Origin of the sequence: Ureibacillus thermosphaericus, from assembly GCF_002370195.2 — a bacterium.
Lineage (GTDB): Bacteria > Bacillota > Bacilli > Bacillales_A > Planococcaceae > Ureibacillus > Ureibacillus thermosphaericus.
Genome location: NZ_AP018335.1, coordinates 2,503,155 through 2,524,138 on the forward strand (window position 1 = coordinate 2,503,155; position 20,984 = coordinate 2,524,138).

The window sequence follows — 20,984 nt, forward strand, 5'->3', positions numbered from 1 at the left end:
TGTTTCAAGAGCTGTTCTTATTTATTTTTTCTTCTCATCATATTGTATCGGTGAAGTGGTTTTTCGACTTTAAATTTCACGATTTGAAGTGGGTGGTTCGCCACCTCAATCGGTTCATTCTCTTCATTCCACATTTGACCGACTGTCATAGTAAATGTATCGATTTCTGGACCGAAGAATTCTACCGTATCTCCTGTTTTGAAGTAATTGCGCTGTTGCAATGTAACCATTTGTGTTTCCTCATCATAATCAAAAACAAATCCAGCAAAATCCCATTCCGGCTTCTTCGCATGGAAACCAAACATTTGTTGTTTATAGCTAGGTTCGCCTTCAAAGAATGCTGAAGCTGTGGCACGATTTGCACAACGATCTAATTCTTCCAACCATTCTCTTTTAATTTTGAAATTTTCCGGATCCGCACAATAGCTATCGATCACTTTGCGATAAACTGAAATTACCGTAGCAACGTAATGAATGGATTTCATGCGCCCTTCTACTTTTAATGAATCAATTCCTAATTCTATCATATGAGGAATGGATTCAATTAATTTTAAATCTTTCGGGCTCATTGCAAAAGGTGCGTCTCCTTCATTAAATAAAGGTTTTTCTTCCCCATTTACATTTTCATATAAGTCATAATCCCAACGGCAGCTTTGACAACAACCGCCACGGTTTGAGTCACGAGCTGTCATGTGATTTGATAACACACAACGCCCAGAATATGCAATACACATAGCACCGTGAACGAATGTTTCAATCTCAATATCCACTTTTTCTTTGATTAGACGAATCTCTTCCGCACCTACTTCACGGGCTAAAACAACCCGATCCAAACCTTCAGATTTCCAGTATTTTACCGCTTTCCAGTTCGATAAAGATTGCTGAGTTGAAAGATGGATTTCCAACTCTGGCGCTACTCTTTTACATGTTTCAATAATTAATGGATCTGCTACAATGATTCCTTTTACACCTACGTCAGCAATTGCACGCAAATATTCTTCTAGGCCTGCCATATTTTCATTGTGGGCAAAAATATTTGTCGTTACATAAATTACTGCACCATATTTTTTTGCAAATTCAACACCTTCACGCATTTCTTCAATGGTGAAATTATCTGCATTGGAACGCAATCCAAATTCTTGACCACCGATAAATACTGCATCAGCACCGTAATGTACAGCTACTTTTAATTTTTCTAAACTACCCGCAGGAGCAAGTAATTCCGGCTTTTTCGTAATAATGCGTTTGCCATTTATTGTTTCACGAATGCTTTCATTTTCAATTAATTGTAACAATGGAGATCCCCCTTTCTTAATAAACTGTTTCCTTATAAATAAATCCAGTATCTAATGGACGTAATGGCGGTTGAATTGCTTTAATTTTTTCGAATAATTCATCTTTTATTTCATCATAAGTATCTTCCCCTTCGTCGAAATAAGCATCAATTGCTTGTCGATAAAGGCTTGTTACTGTCGTAATATATTCTTCAGTTTGCAAAATTCCATCAATCTTCAACGAATCGATTCCCGCTTCGAAAAACTCTGTTAATTCATCAATTAAACAAATATCATTTGGTGAGAAAATATGCGTTCCATTCAAGTCTTCATATATCGGATATTTGTTGTTACGTTCTTTATCGTGTAAGAACATGTTTTTATTTTCTTTTCGATTTTCAATTTCCATTACTTCTCCTCGGTAAAGGAAATAGTTTCCTAATAATTTCCGTTTTGATTGGAACATGCAAGTCATCCCATGTACTTGTACTTCAATTTCGTATTTGGAGTTTTCTTTTATTTCTAAAATCTCATCAAGGGATAACTCACGGGCTAATACTGCACGCTTCGCTCCTCGTTCTCCCCAATAATTTACTTGGAACCAGTTTGTTGCTGTTGTTTCTGGATTCCAATGTAGAGGAATTGTAATACCAAATTCCCGAACTGACATGAGAACTGCAGGGTCACCGAATAAAATCGCATCAGGTCCAATTTGTTGTAATTGTTTTAAATATTCATCCAACGCATCAATGCGATTATTATGGAATAAAGCATTGCAAGAAACATAAACTTTCTTACCTGCTTCGTGGATGATTTGCGTGGCTTCTTTTACTTCGTCAATGGAAAATTCTCCGGCAAGTCTCAATCCAAATTTTTGTTCACCGATAACAAATGCATCGGCACCAGCCTCGATTAATTCTTTAATATGGGGTATTGATTTAGGCGTCACGAGTAATTCTGGTTTTTTCAAATGTCTTCACCTCTTTAAACAAATTAGTAAACCATCGCCAACGGGGACAAAGGTCGTAGAATAATCTGAATGGTTTTTAATCCACTCGGTAAACTCTTTTAAATTGCGAATCATCGAGCGTTTTCGTTTTGGTACTTCTTCCAATGGAATGTCCGATAATCCGTGCATGTAAATATTGTCAATATAAATGACTCCACCTGACGGAACTAGGGGAGAATATTTTTCAAAAAAGCGCATATTTTGCCCTTTCGCTGCATCAATAAAAACAGCATCAAAAGTAGATTGAAACTTCGTTACATCTACTTCTAACGCATCTCCTTCAATCACCGTAATTCGGTTTCCAACGTGACTTTCCTCAATAAACTGCTTAGCAAGTTGGACGCGTTGTTCATCTCTTTCGATTGTAACGATACGGCTATCAGGCACCGCTTCAGCAATGCGAATAGCCGAATAGCCAATTGCTGTACCAATTTCTAAAACTGTCTTCGGTCGTTGAATACGCAATATTTGAGTTAATACTTCGATTGCCGAAGCTTTCATAATCGGAACATGGTGATTTTGTGCATATTGTTCCATTTTTTGCAGCAATTCATTCGGAGGATGAATGAAGGACTCTATGAACTGATCTGAAAACTCCATGTTTTCTCTCCTTCAGATTATATATAAAAAGAAAAAAAACCAAACGAGTTGGCTTTAATCAACTACACTATAGGAAAATCACATCTAATCATAACATGAAAATCAATGGAAAGCGAACATTCTTTACGATTTTCATATTGAAAAGTTTAGAATTCAGACTATTGACCGAATGATTACCAATATCGGAATTGAATGAATAAAAAATAGCAGTTAACCAACATGGTTAATTCTGCTATTTTTGCATTTTATTTATTATTCAAATAAAGACTTTTGTTTTGTAGATGTTCATCGTATGATTTCGCGAAATGATTGTTCCCTTCTTTATCCGCTAAGAAATAGAGATAATCAGTATCTGTAGGATTTAAAGCAGCTTCAATTGAAACGACACCAGCATTGGCAATTGGACCTGGTGGTAATCCTGGGTTCACATAAGTATTGTATGGACTTTGAACTTCTAAATCTTCATATAATACTCTTTCTTTATGTCCGCCTAATGCATATAATACAGTTGGGTCCGTTTGAAGAGGCATGCCGATTTCTAATCGGTTATAAAATACGCTTGCAATCGTCTCGCGATCCGTCTTTTCAGTGGCTTCCTCTTCCAATAATGAAGCAAATGTTAATAGCTCATGAACTGTCATCTCTTTTTCTGCAATTAAAGATTGATACTCATTGATGACATCGTTTGTTTTTTCAATCATCGGAATAACGATATCATCTAAAGTAACATCTTCTTCATAGAATGCGTAAGTCGCAGGAAACAAATATCCTTCTAACGGGTAACGGATGTTGGAATCCAATACCTCTTCCGTAATAAGTTCAGGATAAGAAGCCATCATGCTATTAATGAATTCTTCGCTGTTTACCTTCTCCATAAACTGTTCTTTTGTGTATTTCGTCTTTTTTTCAATAATGTTAGCAATATGCTCTAATGTTAATCCTTCTGGAATCGTTATCGCTAATACAGGTTCTCTATATACTTTTCCTGTTTTCAAGCTTTCTAAAATTTCATCTAAAGTCATGCTTGGCGACATCGTATAATTGCCTGCTTGAAAATTCGATTGATTATTAAATTTTGCGTAATATTTAAAGATAGTCGCATTTTTTATAATGCCATGTTCTTCTAATATTTTTGAAATGGTAGATAACCCAGAGCCCATAGGAATTTCTACTTGAATTTGTTCTTCCGATTGTGGATCAACAGGCTGTAATGCACTTTTTACAAATAACGTGCCAGATAACCCAACAACTACAATTAACGTCAAAATAATTAGCGTTACTGTTGTTACAATTCGACGAACTACTTTTCCTTCTTGTTTACGCAATTTTACTTTATCCATTATTTCATTTTTCTTTTGTTCTTGCTCCACTGGTTTCCCCCCTTGCGACTCTTAACATATGATATAAAATTATAAAAGAATTAACAATATTGAAATGCGCTTTCGGTTGACTCTTTCGTTTTGTATATGTATTTGTACGTTTTTTCACAAGAAAAAGTTCTATCAATCTATAACTTTTTAATACATATGAATTTCCAAACAACAATTTATAACCATGATCATTCAATAAATGCTTTTATCATGTTTCCCTGCGGTATGAAAAAATCAAACCGCAGGAATTCTTCAGCCTAAAAGGATTGATTAGAGTTATTGATTCAAAAACTCAACTGTTTCTTCAATTTTTTTCCATTCCTCATCTGACTCTACTGGGAAAATTTCTTGTATTTCACCATCTTCCGAATCGACGTAGCTTGCAACATAAAGGTTTTCAATTGGTTCCGTTTCATCGGTTGTATACACGACATATTTTTTTCCGAATTCATCTAATGTAAATCGATAAATGACTTTGCATTCTATTTCATTTCCTTCTTCATCCGTTGCAATAAATGCGTCTCTTTCTTCTTCAGAAAATGTATCAACTAGTGTATTGTATACTTCTTCAACCATGTCCCACTCTTCTTCTGTTTCCAATTCCTGAAAATTCGTCATTTCTAAATTTTCATCAAGTTCATATCGTACTGCTGAAATTTCTTCGCTTTCATTACCATCTTCATCGATTATCGTATAAATGCAATAAGAATGGTCGTCTGTATCAAAGGTAAATAATACTTTGCATTTCATCTCTACACCATCTTCTGTTGTTAAATAAAAATATTGTTGATCCATGTTTTCCTCCTAATATTTATAACCTTTTCAAGTTTAGTGTGGAACGTTCCATGAAAAATAATCGATATTATTAACAAGTAAATCAATCATAAGCATGAAAAAAGTAGGCAAAATTTTGCCTACTTTATATGATTATTCTTCATCGTCTTCTAGTTCAAATTCTTCTTCCAAAGAATTTAATACTTCTTCAATCATATCCCATTCTTCTTCCGTTTCAATCGGCTGAAGTTCTCCATCTTCTCCATTTTCAGCAGGAGTAAATGAAGAAGCGAAAATTTCGATTTGACCATCTTCATCTTCTTCCGCACCGACGATTGTATATAATACATAGGACTTTCCGAATTTCTCAGAATCAAAAGTGTGTATTACTTCGCATAATTGCTCATTTCCGTCTTCATCAATTACAGTAATATGTCTTTCTTCATAATCATGTTCATGTACCATGTTGGTCACCTCTTTTTAAGAATATAAATAAAATATATAATTATCCCTCGACATAACTGTCTTTAGGAAAGTATAAAACATGATGAAATCACTTTATTCACCCAACATGGGATCTTATTTAAATGATTTACTATCCAAATATCCTTGTAAAATCATGACCGCTGCCATTTTATCGATTACTTTTTTTCTCTTTTTTCGACTGACATCGGCTTCAATGAGCATTCGTTCAGCAGCCATTGTTGTTAAACGTTCATCCCAAAGTGTTACTGGCAAATTAAACGCATTTTCTAAAAGCTTCTTATAATTCTCGGAAGCTTCTCCTCGTGGACCAACAGTGTTGTTCATATTTTTAGGATATCCAACAACAAATTCGGTAACCCCATACTCTTTTACAAGCTCTTTAATTCGCTCAATCCCAAATTCGCCAGTTTCTTCGTCTATATGAATCGTCTCAATTCCTTGAGCTGTTAAACCGAATGGATCGCTGATTGCAATGCCAACTGTCTTCGTACCGACATCTAATCCCATTACTCTCATTGATTATTCCTCATTTGTTATTTCTAATATAGAATTTCACAAGCTCTTCTAAAATTTCATCACGTTCAAGTTTACGAATTAAATTTCGTGCATCTTGATGGCGAGGAATATATGCCGGATCACCAGATAACAAGTACCCTACGATTTGATTTGTCGGGTTATACCCTTTCTCCTCAAGTGCAGAGTACACTTTTAGCATTACTTGCTTGACTTCATCTTCCATTGATTCTTCTGGAAAGCTAAATTTCATTGTTTGATCAAACGAACTCAAGACCAGCACCTCGCTTTCGGAAATAAGGAGTTGGAAATTCTAGCTCCATTTTCTATATTATAACTGATTCAATTAGTCAGTGAAATAGATTTCTTTTTAATTATTATATAGATTTAACGTAATCATACACAGATTGAAGGGCTTCATCAAGTTTTGAAACTTCTTTCGCACCAGCCATTGCCATGTCAGGACGACCGCCACCTTTTCCTCCGCATTTCTCAGCTACTGTTTTGACGATGTTACCTGCATGATATTCTTTACCAGCAATATCTTTTGTTACACCTGCACAAAGCATGACTTTATCTCCTTCAACAGCTCCAAGAACAATAACTGCTTTTTCAAGCTTCACTTTTAAATCATCCATCATTTGACGAAGTTGATTATTATCTTTTGCCTCTACTCGTGTAGATAAAACAGTTATATCGCCGATTTTTTGTGCTGAATCAAGAACGTTTGCTGCTTCAAGGTTTGCCAATTTTTGTGATAATGATTCATTTTCTCGTTGTAATTCTTTATATTCACTTTGTAAGCCTTGAATTCTCATTACTAAGTCTTTTGGATTTGCTTTAAATTGTGCAGCTGCTTCTTGCAAGATTTTTTCTTCTTCTTTTACTGCAAGATATGCCCCCTTACCAGTAACAGCTTCAATACGTCTTACCCCGGCACCAATTCCACCTTCTGAAACGATTTTGAACAATCCAATTTCAGATGTGCGGTTTACGTGTAAACCACCGCAAAGCTCAATTGAATAATCGCTTACTTGTACAACGCGAACGATATCTCCATATTTTTCGCCGAAGAGGGCCATAGCACCAAGAGCTTTTGCTTCGTCAATCGGCATTTCTTCAATAACTACTTCGATGTCGTCCCAAATTTTTTCATTGATGATTTGTTCAATTTTTTCTAACTCTTCTTTTGTTGCTTGTCCGAAGTGTGTAAAGTCAAAGCGTAAACGATCTGGACCTACATATGAACCAGCTTGATTTACATGTTCACCTAATACGTCTTTCAAAGCACGGTGCAATAAGTGCGTTGCCGTATGGTTTTTCACAATCAGTTTTCTTTCTTCTGCATTCACTTGCGCCTTTACATGATCGTTAAGATGCATTTCACCTGATTCAACAATTACTGTATGAAGATGCTGCCCGTTCGGTGCAAGTTGAACATCTTTTACAACAGCTTTGAATGTATCGCTCTCAAGAGTACCTTTATCAGCGATTTGACCACCCATTTCAGCATAGAATGGTGTTTCCGCTAAAATGACTAATACCTCTTCTCCTTCAGAAGCTACATTTACTTCCTGACCGTTTCCTACCATAGCAACAATGGTTGTGTCACATTCTGCCACTTCATATCCAACGAATACGGAAGGTTGTTTTAAGTTCGTTAATACTTCATTTTGCACTTGCATAGAATCAACATCAACACGTGCACTTCTTGCTCGTTCACGCTGTTTTTCCATCTCCGCTTCAAAACCTTCGTAATCGATTGTCATTCCTTGTTCTTCAGCATATTCCTCTATTAATTCAATTGGGAATCCATACGTATCATATAAGCGGAACGCGTCTTCACCTGGTATTTCATTACGCCCTAATTTCTTTTCACGTTCAATTACTTCATTTAAAATTTCAAGGCCACCATCTAATGTTTCTAGGAAACGAATCTCTTCATTTTTCACAACTCGTTGAATAAATTCACTTTTCTCACTTACTTCTGGATAGAAGTCTTTCATAATTTCTCCAACTGTTGGAACGAGTTCAAACATAAATGGTTTTTCAATACCGATTTGTTTTGCATATCTTACAGCACGACGTAATAAACGGCGAATTACGTAACCGCGTCCTTCATTTGATGGAAGCGCTCCATCACCGATGGCAAATGCCACTGTTCGAATATGGTCCGCAATTACTTTAAACGGTGTGTTGATATCTTCTTTATTGTTGAAAATTTCTTTCAAATCAATTTCACCAGGTCGTTTGTAACGACGGTTTGCAAACTCTTCAATTTTTTCAATGATTGGCATAAATAAATCTGTATCAAAGTTTGTTGGTACATTTTGCACAACGGAAGCCATCCGCTCAAGACCCATACCTGTGTCGATGTTTTGTTTTGGTAGCGGCGTATATGTGCCATCTGGATTGTGGTTAAATTGAGAGAACACTAAGTTCCAAACTTCTAAGTAACGTTCATTTTCGCCACCTGGGAATAATTCTGGATCGTTTGGATCATTTCCATATTCTGGGCCGCGATCATAGAAAATTTCTGAGTTTGGACCGGATGGACCTTCCCCAATATCCCAGAAGTTTCCTTCAATGCGAACGATACGTTCTTCTGGTAAGCCAATTTCATTTTTCCAAATGTTATAAGCTTCTTCATCTTCTGGATGGATTGTTACTGAAAGCAGTTCTGGGTCAAATCCCATCCATTTTGGATCTGTTAAAAACTCCCAAGCATAATGAATTGCTTCTCGCTTAAAGTAGTCACCAATAGAGAAGTTACCTAACATTTCGAAAAATGTATGGTGGCGAGCCGTTTTCCCTACGTTTTCTATATCGTTTGTACGAATGGATTTCTGAGCATTTGTAATACGTGGATTTTCAGGAATTTCACGACCATCAAAATATCTTTTTAAAGTCGCTACCCCAGAGTTAATCCAAAGTAAAGACGGGTCATTCACTGGAATTAATGAAGCTGATGGTTCAACTGCATGGCCTTTTTCAATAAAAAAATCTAAAAATTTGCGACGAATGTCTGCTGCTTTCATTCAATATTACCTCCTACTAATATTTTTGAAATTAAAAAAAAGCCTTCATCCCAATAAGGGACGAAGACATTAAATTTCGCGGTACCACCCTCGTTACAGTTTCATTTCATATCGTACACCTAAATACTCGTTTAACCGTTTCATTTTGAAACTGTCACTCTAGCCACTGTAACGTAAGTGAACGGCAGGTTTTAACTGCACTCTGGAGTAGCTTTCCGCAATTGCCACTAGTGAAGATTCTTTCAGCCTACGGAATCTCTCTCTTTCCACTGGACAAAAACGTACTCTCTCCATCATCGTATTGAAGTATAAGCTGTTTATGATACATAGTACGAATTGAAATATTCTCACTAAATTATAAAAAAACGATAATTTCATGTCAATTAAAAATACCTTCTTTGTAAATTACTTCTTAACATGGATGGTAGGACATATACTTTCCAAAAAAGTATAGATGGGAGAGCAGATATGGAAACTATTTCGATGGAATTTTACACTGCACTAATGTCTATTATTTTTATCGATCTTGTTCTTGCTGGCGATAATGCATTATTGATTGGAATGGTTGCAAAAAATCTGCCATCGAAACAACAAAAAAAGGTTATTATCATTGGAACGCTAGCTGCCATTTTTATGCGCATTATCTTTACACTGCTTGCAGTGAAATTGTTAGAAATTGATGGATTACTATTTATTGGCGGCGTATTGTTAGTATATATAGCGATAAAACTGCTAGTGACTGAAGAAAATACCGATATACGCGTATCAAAGAAATCCTTTTGGGGTGCAGCTTGGACAATCATGTTAGCAGATTTTTTAATGGGCATTGATAATATTATTGCGGTTGCAGGAGCAGCTTATGGAAATATGCTACTAGTCATCTTTGGTCTCCTTATCTCTATTCCCATAATTGTTTGGGGAAGTACAATTGTCATTCGCATTATCGAAAAATTTCCTATTTTCATCTATTTAGGTGCTGGTGTCCTTGCATGGACTGCATCAAAAATGATTATTCAAGATGCTTATGTTCAGCCTTATTTAACAAATCCGTTACCTATAATCTTGTTCCAATTATTATTAATATTCATCGTTATTGCAATTGGTTTTATTCTGCGTAATAGAAATAAAACACATATAAGTACAAATTGAATATTGATTAACAAATTGAAATAGAATGGAAATAAAAGCTTTTGGGAGGTAAAATATGCAGCTTCTCTTTGAAGATGGTTTATTGCTATCAACAATTGAAATTTGCTATAAAGGGAAAAGTAAATTGTTAAGCCGAGTTGCAATCGATTCAGGTGCCTCCCATTCCTTTATCAATATTGATTCAGTACAAGAGATAGGTATCTATTTTGAAAACGGAGATTCGCTAGTTCGTCATTATGGAATCGGTGGCGTAGAATATAGTTTTATGAAAAAATTGGATTATGTAAAAATTGGCGAAAAGACGTTTCCTAATGTTCATATTGATTTTGGCACATTGCAAGGATTTAATATTCAAGGTTTGATTGGACTTGATATATTAAAATCCGGTGAATTTGTTTTAGATTTGAAACACTTAAAATTACTAACTCACTGAAAATGTAGGAAAAAATAGCCTGTTATACGAGCGAACTAGGATCCTAACTTCACTAGTCCGCTCATTCTGTTGGCAATCTCTGTTTTATATAAAAGATAATAGATTTTTACATTATGAATATCTCGAAATAATTTGTTGAAGCTTAGATTCAATATGGTACATATCCGCTTCTGTAAATGTAACGCGCACGTGGCTTTCATCCACATCCAACATTTCAGCAAACAATCCACCAAGTCCCCTTGCTCTTCTGTCCACTTCCAATAATAATTCCACGTAGCCTTCCTCTTGGGAAAGAAAAGCAATCTCTAGTTCATCTAATCGACCTCGAAACGGCCCTGTTACTGGAACAAATTCAAATTCTTGAATAAAAGGATAGTTTTTTCGGTATCGGAATGATACTTGTTCATTTTCCGCTTTTCGTAAACGAAAACCTAAATGTTGTAAAGCATTTAACACATGAGAAGCCAATCTTGATGGACGAACTTCTATAAAGTCTTTATCTGTTGAATCCACACCGCTTTGAATGTCTAATTCCGTTTTCACCCATACTCTAGAATTTCCTATCGTTACAGGTGTGTCTACTGGCAGCACGAAAGAAAACGGGATGATTTTTGTTTCATTTGCTTGAATCATAAAAGGATCACTAATTTTGAATTTATGGAATGCAAATGGAACCGAAACTTTTCGATCATCGACTTCTTTTATATAAGTCGTATATAAAGTGAAATAAATCGTATTGATTTGTTGAGCAACATTTCCTCCATATACTTCTACTTCACCGCGCACCGTTTCACCAGCACTGTAGGAAGACTTCTCCAACTGAGTATCCACTTTTGCTGAACCAATACCAAAAGATGCTAGCATTTTGTTAAAAAATGACATAGTTTACTCTCCTTCATTTAAGAAATTTCCCCATTATTACGATTCTATTTTCGATAAAGTTTCAGTGAAGTATTTTCTGACATAGATTTACAGCATATAACGATTGATTTATTGAATCGTTTCTTACGAATCAGCGAATTTACTAAGATAATAAAAAAACTACATAACATGTAAATACACTTGCAAAGGGAGATATTGTGTGGTAAAGTACATTACGTGAAACAAATGACTAATTTTCTCATTTGGTCATAATTTATTAAAGTGAGGTGAATGTATTGAGCGTTGACAGAAAACAATTAATACTCGAAGCTGCAAAAAAATCCTTTTCTTTATTTGGATACAAAGCAACCACGATGGATCAAATCGCGAAACTTGCCAATGTGGGAAAAGGTACAATTTATACATTCTTTAAAAATAAGGAAGAACTATTTGATGAAATTATTACATCTCTTATTAAAGATATGAAAACTGAAGCAGAAAAAGCCATTAATCCTAATAGTAGCTTCGATGAAAATATTAATCGTGTATTATTAAGACTTCTAGAATTTCGACAGTCTCATCAGCTCACAATCAAACTTTTTCAAGAAGAAAGAGAACTGGGAACACAAGCAGTAGCAGAAGTAATACAGCGTGTTGAACAAGCAGTCATTCACTACATGAAGGGAATTATACAAGAAGCAATTGACCGTGGTGAAATTAAAGAGTGCAATCCTGAAATCACAGCATTTGTTATGTTAAAAATGTATGTTGCTTTAATATTTGATTGGGAAAAGCAGCATCCAGCTATTGATAAAGAAGAAATATCTAATTTATTTAAATTATATTTCATTGATGGATTGGCTAAATAACTTTAAGGTTTTAAGGGTCTCAATGTATTAGAGTACCCTATATATATTACGCAAGAATGACCAAATGAACAAAATAGTCATTACTTCCAGGAGGTAACAAAATGAAAAAATCGTCATTTATGGCGGAACTAAAATTTCTTCTTTCAAACCGGAAAATTCTCATATCGGTTTTAGCAGTTGCGCTTGTTCCTGTACTGTATACAGGAATGTTTATTTGGGCATTTTGGGACCCATATGCGCACTTAGAAGACTTGCCAGTTGCCATTGTCAATGAAGATTCCGGTGCTGAATTTGAAGGAAAAACGTTGGAAATCGGGAAAGAACTTGCTGAAAAACTCAATGACAGTGAACAGTTTAATTTCAAAGTAGTTTCAAAGGAAGAAGGTTATAAAGGTTTAGAGAATCGAGATTTTTATTTGCTAGTGGAAATACCAGAAAATTTTTCTAAAAATGCAACAACGATTCTAGATGATGAACCGAAAAAATTGGAACTAAAATATGTTCCGAATGAAAGTACAAACTTCCTTTCAGCTCAAATTGGAGAAACTGCCATGAGAGAAATCAAAGCGGAAATCTCCAAAAATATCATTTCAACTTATTCCGAAACCATGTTTGATTCCATTTCAAAGTTAGCAGATGGAATTAGCCAAGCAAGCGATGGAGCAAGCCAATTAAAAGATGGTGTAGCTGATTTAAATGATGGTTCAAAAACATTGAGTGACAATCTTGCAACATTGGCTTCAAAAATGATTGAATTCAAAGAAGGCGTAAACCGTGCAAGTGATGGTTCAAGCTCGATTGCTGCTGGCTCTAGTCAATTGAAAGATGGTCTTCGTCAAGTGAACGAAAATCTTCCATCCCTTGTCGAAGGAACATCTCAAGTAGAAGATGGCCTAAAACAAATGAAAGATCAACTTCCAGCTCAAGTTGCTACAGGAATTTCTGAAAATCTTAAAAATAGTGTTGAGAATATTAGTAATGGAATCGATCAATTAGAAACTCAATTATCTGCAGAACTTTCAACACAACTGACAGCTGGAATTGTCAATCAACTATCAAGCCAACTTGCAGTACAATCCATATGTAACCGTCAAGTAGAATTAAACAATTTTCCACAAATAATTTTAAACAGTTTTCTACAATTAAGATTCAACAGTTTGCTAAATTAAAATAATACCTTTCTGTATTTCATACGAATGCTATCCGTTTCGTTATCGAAAGTGATAATTTCACTCCTATGTAATAAACGGTCAAGTATAGCTGTTGTTAAAGTAGGATCACCAAGAAATTTTCCCCATTCATTTGGCCCTTTATTAGAGGTTAGAATGAATGCTGCTTTATCATATAAATCATAGATAAACTGGAAAAATAGATTGGCTTCCTGAGTCTCGTAAGTCATGTACATGACATCATCAATAATAATTAAATCCGAAGCTATAATACGTTTGTAGCGTATTTTAGATTTATTGATATATTCTTTTGTTTTTAAAATATACATAAGCTGATTCATGGAGACAAAGGATACTTTGTATCCTCTCTCCACAGCGTGTATTCCTAATGCAACGGATAAATGTGTTTTTCCTGCTCCTGTTGGTCCCATCAAAATTAAAGTAAAAAATTCTTCAATCCAATTCAGTTCTTTTAATACATTTAGTTGTTTTTCACCAAGAGCTGTTTGTTCCTTCAAATCATAGGTATCAAACGTCAATATTTCTGGGAACTCTGCCCATTTCATTAATCTCTCATTATTTTTCTGCTCTCTACATCGCATCTCATAGCTTAAGATTTCATAAACCAGTTCATGATATGTCCAATTCTTTGCTTCAGCTTCACGGAGTAAATTCGGTAATTCTTTAGCCGTCTCAGCGAGGCGCAAGGTACGACATTTATCTTGTAAAATTTCATAGGGATGATGATTCATTCATTTTCACCTCCAGATAAGACTTTTAAATAAATGTCTTCGGATCGTTCTGGTGCTGATAAATCTTTATACTTCTCATTCAATTCAACGATTTTAGGTGAACTTTTTTGATATTGTACAGATAATGCATGTGCAATATCCCGAAAATCATTTGCACTGGTCATTCCAAGTTTCTTCATTTCAGATAAAGCTTCCTCACAATGATTTGGGTAAATTCTGATGGCTTGTTGTAGTACTTTGAGTTGATCCACTAAATGACGTGGATATCGTTCTTTCAATTTGTGTATTAACCATTGAATATTCTCTTTATCTATGAATGTTTCTTGAATTTGATGAATTAAAAGATCTCGTTTACTTGTGCTATGTTCCCGATGGGAGGGATCTGTAATAATCAATCCTTTTCCTTAGGATATTCGGTGCTTTGCTAACTCCATCCCAGTTTCTTTCAGTCGAATAATTAACCAACCATCCTCTTCTTGTAAATAAGCAAGATTTGGGGCATCTGCTCTATATGTTCCTTTAGGAACGCTATATCGATTTCCTTCATAACGAATAACATTGTCCTTATGGATATTTCTTGTTATACTTGGAGTTGAAACATTTGCGAAAATGTAAGTACCAGAGACTTTCTTTAAGTGTTGCTTTTCCAGGGCGTGCACTTCAGAAGGTCTCTTTTTCGTATTATGATGAACTTTATAGTTTCCTGTTCTTTTCAACCAAGCGTGGCACGATTGATTCCAATCTGAAAGATGATCGAATACTCGATTTTTGCTAAAATTATTTTTTACAAATTTCACAACCTGTTCAATTTTACCTTTTGATTCCGGATCACTCTTTCTACATAAATAAACATTAAATTTACGGGTATGATGATATTTAGTAAATTCAGCTGTAAGAATTAAATCACCTGCATTTTCACTAACTGCTAATAACGCATCTTGGTCATAGACCATTTCTTCTGGCATTCCTCCAAAGTATTCAAATGCATTTTCATGCATTCGAATCATATCGGAAGTACGAAAAGGTCGATCGAGCCATTCTACATATTTATATCTTGAATGTGATAAAACAAATGCGATAAAATACAACTTTTTATTCTCACCTTGTCTGTTTTTGACGGTAGTTTGTCCAAAATCCACTTGAGCCTGTTTTCCCATTGGTAATTCTGGAACTACACTATATGTCCTCTGAACCTTTACCTTTGGAATCCGATAGTAATCCCTCATTTCGTTTAAATAATTTCGTACAGTGTTCTCAGCGACTTCCCTGAAACCTAACTTTTCTTCCAACCAATCATAAACTTGTGCAGCAGTTAAATCAGGATGTTCCTTCAACCACCCTAGAATTTGATCATGATAAGGGTCTAGTTTCTTTTCTCTTGTACGTAATGTACTTAAAAATTCTTCAAACTCATCAGTACTCATATTCAAATAATCTATCACTCTATTTCTTGAAATATTTAGTTTTCTTGCAATAGCACTCTTGGAGAATCCCTCTTTGTATAAACGATGAATCTCGATGTAAAGCATAAATCTGTTCACTCCTAATTCCTCACTTTCAATAGACTAGTAACAGTATATTTGAAAGTGATTGATGGTGGGGAAACTGTTTAATCTTATTTGGGGAATTCTGTTGAGTTCTATTTGTGGAAAACTGTTGATTCTAGTTTAGCGTTTACACCATATCAACACAAACTCAAAACTTAGAACAAATTCAGGCTGCTCTCGTTGCCAACAACATTATGAGTGAAGAACAAGCTGCTGCCTTTATCGCGCAGCTAGCAAGCAATGTTCCTACGAAGGAACAAATTGAAGAGCAATATAAAACCCAATTAAAAGCCCAATTAGAACCTCAAATTTCTACGGGTATCAGCAAAGGACTCAAAGAAGGGTTAACACAATTTGAAACTTCACTAACAAATCAATTGCTTTCTTCAGCTGATGGTATTGAAGAGCAATTAAAAACTCAAACTGGCCCTGCCTTTGATCAATTAATTGCAGGTCTTGACCAAATTAATGCTGGACAACAAACATTGCAAAATGGTGTAAATAAACTTTATACTGGTTCAGTTGATTTAACAAATGGCGCTGGGGAATTAAGCTTAGGCATGAAACAGTTAACTTCTGGTGCAGGTCAACTTCAAGACGGTGCAAATCAACTAGCAGATGGTTCAAATCAATTAAAATCCGGCACAGATAAATTGTTAGATGGTACAACGGAATTAGCTGACAAACTTGCTGATGGAGCTGAAGAAGCTGGTTCAGTTAAGGCAAATGAAGATACGTATGACATGATGGGTGAACCGGTTGTTATTCAAAAAGAGGCAGTAAATGAAGTGCCAAATTACGGAACAGGCTTCTCACCATATTTTATGTCACTAGGCTTATTCGTAGGAGCACTAATGTTATCCATTGTATTTGAATTAAAACGACCAGTCATCCGACCGAAAAATGCTTTCACTTGGTTTGGTAGTAAATTTGGTGTGATTGCCATTGTCGGTATCATTCAAGCACTATTAGTAGATTGCATTTTATTATTGGCATTAAAACTAGAAGTTGTAAATCTTCCGTTGTTCATCCTAACTTCCATAATTGTAAGCATTGTGTTTATGACACTTATTCAAATGCTTGTCACATTATTAGGAGACACTGGACGATTTATAGCGATTATTATATTAATTTTACAATTAACAACAAGTGCAGGTACATTCCCAATGGAGTTGCTACCAAACACACTTCAACCAATCAATGCACTATTGCCAATGACTTATTCAATCCAATCCTTTAAAGCTGCAATCTCAAGTGGGGATATTTCATTCTTATGGCAGAACAACTTCATACTATTAAGCTACATGGCTGCCTTTATCCTCATTACGATTGGATATTTTGCACTTTCAACAAAAAAATCAAAAGATGTTGAAATGACTGCAGTAATGGATGAGTAAATAGTATGAAGGAAAATCTATTAAATTATTTAATGGATTCACATTGAACATTTCATTTAAAAAGGATAGATGAACAGGTTTCCTGCTTCATCTATCCTTTTCATATAATCATAATTGATTAGAATTCGTTAAACAATTTTGAATTACTGTCTACTTGACAGTTAGCAGTTCAAAGTTTTCGACTTTCTAGAAACCCACATTTTACGCATCCATTACACTAAGTGTTTCACAATATTTTTAGCATATCTGTATGAAACCAAGCATTCATGTCCATTTTCCATTATTAATATTTTATTTTTTACATCATATTCGTGCAAATAATCAATATTTATTAGATAGCTGTTATGTGATCTACAAAATCTTGGATCCAATTTCTCTAAATCTTTTAATTTTCCATAAAACTCATAGATGCCATTTTTTGAATGCACTCTTATTTTATGAGGTATTGAAGAGGTTTCAAAATAATAAATATCTTCATAACGAATATTTTTTATATTCTCTCCTACTTTTATTTGAAGTACTTTTGTAGAACTATTATGGCCAAGTGTCAAATAATGTTGATATGCAGTTGTCAATGCTTCGATGATATTGTTAGCAAGGTATTGTTGATTCGACGTTTTAATAATGAAATCAAGAGCTGCTACTTTGTATTTAAAGGTTAATTTTAGTTTATTGGCAAAGGTCGTTACAAAAATAATAGTTGCTAATGGATCTTGTTTTCGTATAATTCTAGCTAATTCTAAACCGTTGATACTGCTATTCAATTCAATATCTAATATGTAACATTCAGCTGAATGATTTTCGATATAAGATATGACTTCTTCTGGTGTTGAAGCACATAATGCAATTTCAATACTTGGCAAATGAAAACTTGAATATCTTCTTATGACATTCTGCAGAAATTGTCTTTGTTCTAAATCATCTTCGCAAATTATGACCTTCAAGAAACATCACCTTTATCTTATTTCAATTTCTTGGATAAAGATATTTTCCTCAATGCTCGTATTCATTAGTACATTTGGGTAGTTATTTAAAATATCCTTAACATTGTTTAGGCCGTAGCCACGGTTTCCTTTTTTTGTTGAATAATGATTTTTATAAAGTTGATGAATATCTAATGTATTGGTGAAATTATTTTCAATAATCATTAATACTGAATTATCATTTGTTTTCATAATAGCAAGATTGATAAAGGGATTCTCACATTCAATACTTGCTTCTATAGCGTTGTCAATTAAAATCCCTATCATTCTTGATAAATCAATAATATCCATATAAATAGAATCGATTTTTTCTGGAATTTCGATTTGTATATCAATTTTCTTCTCTACAGCTGTTAATAGTTTTGTTAGTAATAATCCTTTTAGTTCCATCAGTTCTAAATTCCCTAAATCATGAATTAAGGAATTTTTTAATAGTGTATTTTTTTCAGTATTTATGATTTTTTCTTTAAAATATTTTTTTAAACCATCTAAATCTTTATTATCTATGTATCTCTCCATTGTAATTAAAATATTTTTATAATCATGACGAAATTTTTGCATTTCAATATTAATTTCATTTAATGAACTCATATATTGAGAAAACAATGCTTTTTGTATCTTCTCATGCTTTAATTTATTCGTTTCGTTGATACTATAAATAAGTAAGATGAACAAAAATGACATAACAATTAAGTAACATATTTGAATGATTAGATTAATTCTTGTTAGCTGCAATTCTTCGTATGATGTTGGAATAAAAATGTTCAAATATAAGACGATGACAGTTACACAACATAAAATACTGATGAGAAACTTGGTAATAAAATTAATGGGCAAATAATCTCGTTTATATAAATTTATGAGTAAATTAATGATTATAAATAATATTGCATAACAAAGTGCAAAGATTAGAGAGTGGAAAAAGACATTATTGTTTTTATTTAAAACCAGTTGGGCAATGTGGTCTGAAATCATTCCGATGAAAATAATTAAACATAAATCAATACATATTTTAAATAAATTAGAGTGAAAAATCAGAGCTAACACGATACTACCAAATAGTATAATGATGGCAATCCATGATTCCAGAAAATAAAATGAAACGAATGATATAACAGCTATTGATAGACTAATGGAAACAGAAAATAGATTTAATTTTATTTTTTGAAAATAAAAAATCGATAGGCAGATTACAGTAAATTCAATAATACTAACAATAAGTAAATCTGAAATTGTAACTCTCCCCTTTAAGCCTTGAATATATGATAGGGTTATCAAAAAATAATTCGTTTGATTGATTTGAGTATTATTTTAATCAAGGATAAGTTGGAAAATCACTATTTTTCATGATTGAAAAATAGTGATTTTTATATGTTAGTAATTTTGGGATGGCATATCCCAAACATTATTTATCGCAACTTACATTCACTAATTAAGATAAATGAAATAGGATTATGGAAATATTTATACGAAAAAATAGCACACATTTCACATTATACACCATAATCCTATAATAAAAAATTTAGATGAAAGAAAATAATGAAGATGCTTGTAAATATATTAAGTTCAATAACTATTTGACTGTAAAACTCGCAATATACTCGTTAAGTTTAATAGTTTTTGTTACATCTAGGAGTAAAATTTAAACACTTATGACATAAAACTCCATTTAATCAAAATTTACATTAAGATAATGATGTGGTGGTGTTTATGAATTTTCTATCGAATATTGAGAATCGAATAGTCAATATGCTTACTCTAGAACATTACAATAATTTAGAGAGAGAAAAAATAAAATTTGGCGTGAGATTAATATTGAATGATATTTGGAAAATTATCATTATCTATCTGATCGCCATATTATTAGATTGTTTTTTTATCACTTTTTTCACTCACATTGTATTTTTTATTTTGAGACAAGTTTGCTTGGGGTTTCATTTTCAAAATAATATTGTTTGTTTACTGATGAGTATACTTGCATTTCCAATTGGTGTAATCATCATAAAAGATTTTCATCTAAGTATAGAATGGTTGATTTTATTCACTGGTACAATGTCTTTATTTTTATTTATTTTTTCACCAATTGGTACGAGTAAACGTCCTGTTTTTAATTATAAACATAGACAGTATTTAAAAAAGAAAATAGCTTTTAGATTGTTTGTTTTATGGCTTTGTTTCATATTTATACCTTCCAGCAGAATTTTCATTTTTTACGGAATAACATTACAACTTATTTCTGTATTAACACAAAAATTTGTAGGAGGTAAAGAGAATGTTTAGAAAATTACTTGTCAGCAAAATTTCAGGTTTGGTTATTTTATTAGCTAATACAGCAACTACTATGGGATGTACATTAGTTTTTCATGAACCAGAACTTCCTGAAAGCTTAAAGAAAGAAAATCCTTTTAATTAATGGTATTATTTTAAGAAAAGAATTAGTGTTTTCTAAGTTGATAGAAAATTCTGTTTGGAAGTGTAGCATAAAAAGGGGATCGTTTTAAATTTTTAGACGATTCCCTTTTTTCTTATTCTTTCATTAAATTGAAGATATGGAATAATACATATTAGAAATGAATGGCTACTGGGATTTTTGATAATTTGACTAAAAAATAGATAATTGCTAATTAAGAAAAGAGTTGAGACAAAAGGTTTTCAGCCAATAGAAAAACCGAACGATTATTGAAACTCTATTCTGAGCTTCAATATCATTCGGTTTAATTAAATATCGAAATGCTAATGATAATTCGATTTTAAGAAGGC

At 33.6% G+C, this 20,984-nt stretch carries 22 protein-coding genes and 1 other annotated feature; of the genes, 7 read left to right on the forward strand and 15 right to left on the reverse strand.

Annotated features, from left to right (window positions below; all coding sequences use genetic code 11):
* Nucleotides 1-17: 17 nt before the first annotated feature.
* From UtA1_RS12035 to alaS, 9 genes are all read right to left on the reverse strand, one after another.
* On the reverse strand, nucleotides 18-1,283 hold the full coding sequence (locus UtA1_RS12035; RefSeq protein ID WP_172597920.1) for a peptidase U32 family protein: 1,266 nt from the start codon (nucleotides 1,281-1,283) through the stop codon (nucleotides 18-20).
* Between the two features lie 28 nt (nucleotides 1,284-1,311).
* Entirely contained in the window at nucleotides 1,312-2,244 is a 933-nt protein-coding gene (locus UtA1_RS12040) for a peptidase U32 family protein (protein WP_096551277.1), read from the reverse strand.
* Nucleotides 2,245-2,250: 6 nt separating this feature from the next.
* Entirely contained in the window at nucleotides 2,251-2,883 is a 633-nt protein-coding gene (locus UtA1_RS12045) for an O-methyltransferase (protein ID WP_096551279.1), read from the reverse strand.
* A 245-nt stretch (nucleotides 2,884-3,128) separates the two neighbouring features.
* Nucleotides 3,129-4,253: an endolytic transglycosylase MltG gene (gene mltG / locus UtA1_RS12050; protein WP_096551281.1), complete on the reverse strand. Its 1,125-nt coding sequence runs from the start codon at nucleotides 4,251-4,253 to the stop codon at nucleotides 3,129-3,131.
* 276 nt (nucleotides 4,254-4,529) lie between these two features.
* The gene (locus UtA1_RS17250) at nucleotides 4,530-5,048 is read right to left on the reverse strand and encodes a DUF1292 domain-containing protein (protein ID WP_016838607.1); all 519 of its coding nucleotides are present in this window, start codon (nucleotides 5,046-5,048) and stop codon (nucleotides 4,530-4,532) included.
* A 132-nt stretch (nucleotides 5,049-5,180) separates the two neighbouring features.
* Entirely contained in the window at nucleotides 5,181-5,492 is a 312-nt protein-coding gene (locus UtA1_RS12060) for a DUF1292 domain-containing protein (RefSeq protein ID WP_016838608.1), read from the reverse strand.
* Between the two features lie 114 nt (nucleotides 5,493-5,606).
* On the reverse strand, nucleotides 5,607-6,029 hold the full coding sequence (ruvX, locus tag UtA1_RS12065; RefSeq protein ID WP_096551285.1) for a Holliday junction resolvase RuvX: 423 nt from the start codon (nucleotides 6,027-6,029) through the stop codon (nucleotides 5,607-5,609).
* Nucleotides 6,030-6,039: 10 nt separating this feature from the next.
* Entirely contained in the window at nucleotides 6,040-6,300 is a 261-nt protein-coding gene (locus tag UtA1_RS12070; RefSeq protein ID WP_016838611.1) for an IreB family regulatory phosphoprotein, read from the reverse strand.
* Nucleotides 6,301-6,403: 103 nt separating this feature from the next.
* Nucleotides 6,404-9,064: an alanine--tRNA ligase gene (gene alaS, locus UtA1_RS12075; protein WP_096551287.1), complete on the reverse strand. Its 2,661-nt coding sequence runs from the start codon at nucleotides 9,062-9,064 to the stop codon at nucleotides 6,404-6,406.
* Between the two features lie 53 nt (nucleotides 9,065-9,117).
* Nucleotides 9,118-9,370, reverse strand: a binding site (T-box leader).
* 162 nt (nucleotides 9,371-9,532) lie between these two features.
* Here alaS and UtA1_RS12080 point away from each other — a divergent pair.
* Both UtA1_RS12080 and UtA1_RS12085 read left to right on the forward strand, forming a co-directional pair.
* Entirely contained in the window at nucleotides 9,533-10,213 is a 681-nt protein-coding gene (locus UtA1_RS12080) for a TerC family protein (RefSeq protein ID WP_016838614.1), read from the forward strand.
* Between the two features lie 55 nt (nucleotides 10,214-10,268).
* On the forward strand, nucleotides 10,269-10,646 hold the full coding sequence (locus UtA1_RS12085; protein WP_016838615.1) for an aspartyl protease family protein: 378 nt from the start codon (nucleotides 10,269-10,271) through the stop codon (nucleotides 10,644-10,646).
* A 111-nt stretch (nucleotides 10,647-10,757) separates the two neighbouring features.
* Here the strand turns inward: UtA1_RS12085 and UtA1_RS12090 are convergent, their stop codons facing one another.
* A complete protein-coding gene (locus UtA1_RS12090; RefSeq protein WP_096551289.1) occupies nucleotides 10,758-11,528 on the reverse strand; it encodes a sporulation protein in 771 nt (256 codons plus the stop codon).
* A gap of 275 nt (nucleotides 11,529-11,803) precedes the next feature.
* Between UtA1_RS12090 and UtA1_RS12095 the strand changes: the two genes are divergently transcribed.
* Both UtA1_RS12095 and UtA1_RS12100 read left to right on the forward strand, forming a co-directional pair.
* Complete coding sequence (locus UtA1_RS12095) at nucleotides 11,804-12,376, forward strand: TetR/AcrR family transcriptional regulator (RefSeq protein ID WP_016838617.1); 573 nt, start codon at nucleotides 11,804-11,806, stop codon at nucleotides 12,374-12,376.
* 101 nt (nucleotides 12,377-12,477) lie between these two features.
* On the forward strand, nucleotides 12,478-13,545 hold the full coding sequence (locus UtA1_RS12100; protein WP_096551291.1) for a YhgE/Pip family protein: 1,068 nt from the start codon (nucleotides 12,478-12,480) through the stop codon (nucleotides 13,543-13,545).
* Here UtA1_RS12100 and istB read toward each other — a convergent pair.
* From istB to istA, 3 genes are read right to left on the reverse strand one after another with little or no spacing between them, the layout of a single operon-like run.
* The gene (gene istB / locus UtA1_RS12105) at nucleotides 13,542-14,297 is read right to left on the reverse strand and encodes an IS21-like element helper ATPase IstB (protein ID WP_016839664.1); all 756 of its coding nucleotides are present in this window, start codon (nucleotides 14,295-14,297) and stop codon (nucleotides 13,542-13,544) included. The two genes, UtA1_RS12100 and istB, sit on opposite strands and share 4 nt — an antisense overlap.
* The gene (locus UtA1_RS17675; RefSeq protein WP_232019834.1) at nucleotides 14,294-14,692 is read right to left on the reverse strand and encodes a hypothetical protein; all 399 of its coding nucleotides are present in this window, start codon (nucleotides 14,690-14,692) and stop codon (nucleotides 14,294-14,296) included. Before UtA1_RS17675 ends, istB begins: the two co-directional genes overlap by 4 nt.
* Nucleotides 14,693-14,701: 9 nt before the next feature.
* Nucleotides 14,702-15,826, reverse strand: a complete 1,125-nt coding sequence (gene istA, locus UtA1_RS12110; protein WP_232019835.1) for an IS21 family transposase — start codon at nucleotides 15,824-15,826, stop codon at nucleotides 14,702-14,704.
* A gap of 212 nt (nucleotides 15,827-16,038) precedes the next feature.
* Here istA and UtA1_RS12115 point away from each other — a divergent pair, with 212 nt between their 5' ends.
* Nucleotides 16,039-17,241 carry a YhgE/Pip family protein gene (locus UtA1_RS12115; RefSeq protein WP_232019836.1) on the forward strand — a complete coding sequence of 401 codons (1,203 nt, stop codon included), beginning with the start codon at nucleotides 16,039-16,041 and terminating at the stop codon, nucleotides 17,239-17,241.
* Between the two features lie 212 nt (nucleotides 17,242-17,453).
* Here the strand turns inward: UtA1_RS12115 and UtA1_RS12120 are convergent, their stop codons facing one another.
* On the reverse strand, nucleotides 17,454-18,185 hold the full coding sequence (locus tag UtA1_RS12120; protein ID WP_096551293.1) for a LytR/AlgR family response regulator transcription factor: 732 nt from the start codon (nucleotides 18,183-18,185) through the stop codon (nucleotides 17,454-17,456).
* Nucleotides 18,186-18,197: 12 nt separating this feature from the next.
* Nucleotides 18,198-19,271: a GHKL domain-containing protein gene (locus UtA1_RS12125; protein ID WP_083839563.1), complete on the reverse strand. Its 1,074-nt coding sequence runs from the start codon at nucleotides 19,269-19,271 to the stop codon at nucleotides 18,198-18,200.
* Between the two features lie 663 nt (nucleotides 19,272-19,934).
* Here UtA1_RS12125 and UtA1_RS12130 point away from each other — a divergent pair.
* A complete protein-coding gene (locus UtA1_RS12130; RefSeq protein ID WP_016839647.1) occupies nucleotides 19,935-20,504 on the forward strand; it encodes an accessory gene regulator ArgB-like protein in 570 nt (189 codons plus the stop codon).
* Entirely contained in the window at nucleotides 20,497-20,637 is a 141-nt protein-coding gene (locus UtA1_RS12135) for a cyclic lactone autoinducer peptide (protein WP_016839648.1), read from the forward strand. Before UtA1_RS12130 ends, UtA1_RS12135 begins: the two co-directional genes overlap by 8 nt.
* The last annotated feature ends 347 nt before the right edge of the window (nucleotides 20,638-20,984 follow it).

What these genes read in the sequence shown, in the direction of transcription:
- UtA1_RS12080 (WP_016838614.1), top strand. Translation starts at nt 9,533, where the DNA reads ATGGAAACTATTTCGATGGAATTTTACACTGCACTAATGTCTATTATT.
- UtA1_RS12135 (WP_016839648.1), top strand. Translation starts at nt 20,497, where the DNA reads ATGTTTAGAAAATTACTTGTCAGCAAAATTTCAGGTTTGGTTATTTTA.
- UtA1_RS12060 (WP_016838608.1), bottom strand. Translation starts at nt 5,492, where the DNA reads ATGGTACATGAACATGATTATGAAGAAAGACATATTACTGTAATTGAT.
- UtA1_RS12090 (WP_096551289.1), bottom strand. Translation starts at nt 11,528, where the DNA reads ATGTCATTTTTTAACAAAATGCTAGCATCTTTTGGTATTGGTTCAGCA.
- alaS (WP_096551287.1), bottom strand. Translation starts at nt 9,064, where the DNA reads ATGAAAGCAGCAGACATTCGTCGCAAATTTTTAGATTTTTTTATTGAA.
- istB (WP_016839664.1), bottom strand. Translation starts at nt 14,297, where the DNA reads ATGAATCATCATCCCTATGAAATTTTACAAGATAAATGTCGTACCTTG.
- ruvX (WP_096551285.1), bottom strand. Translation starts at nt 6,029, where the DNA reads ATGAGAGTAATGGGATTAGATGTCGGTACGAAGACAGTTGGCATTGCA.
- UtA1_RS12130 (WP_016839647.1), top strand. Translation starts at nt 19,935, where the DNA reads ATGAATTTTCTATCGAATATTGAGAATCGAATAGTCAATATGCTTACT.
- UtA1_RS12085 (WP_016838615.1), top strand. Translation starts at nt 10,269, where the DNA reads ATGCAGCTTCTCTTTGAAGATGGTTTATTGCTATCAACAATTGAAATT.
- UtA1_RS12100 (WP_096551291.1), top strand. Translation starts at nt 12,478, where the DNA reads ATGAAAAAATCGTCATTTATGGCGGAACTAAAATTTCTTCTTTCAAAC.
- UtA1_RS12115 (WP_232019836.1), top strand. Translation starts at nt 16,039, where the DNA reads ATGAGTGAAGAACAAGCTGCTGCCTTTATCGCGCAGCTAGCAAGCAAT.
- UtA1_RS17250 (WP_016838607.1), bottom strand. Translation starts at nt 5,048, where the DNA reads ATGGATCAACAATATTTTTATTTAACAACAGAAGATGGTGTAGAGATG.
- istA (WP_232019835.1), bottom strand. Translation starts at nt 15,826, where the DNA reads ATGCTTTACATCGAGATTCATCGTTTATACAAAGAGGGATTCTCCAAG.
- UtA1_RS12045 (WP_096551279.1), bottom strand. Translation starts at nt 2,883, where the DNA reads ATGGAGTTTTCAGATCAGTTCATAGAGTCCTTCATTCATCCTCCGAAT.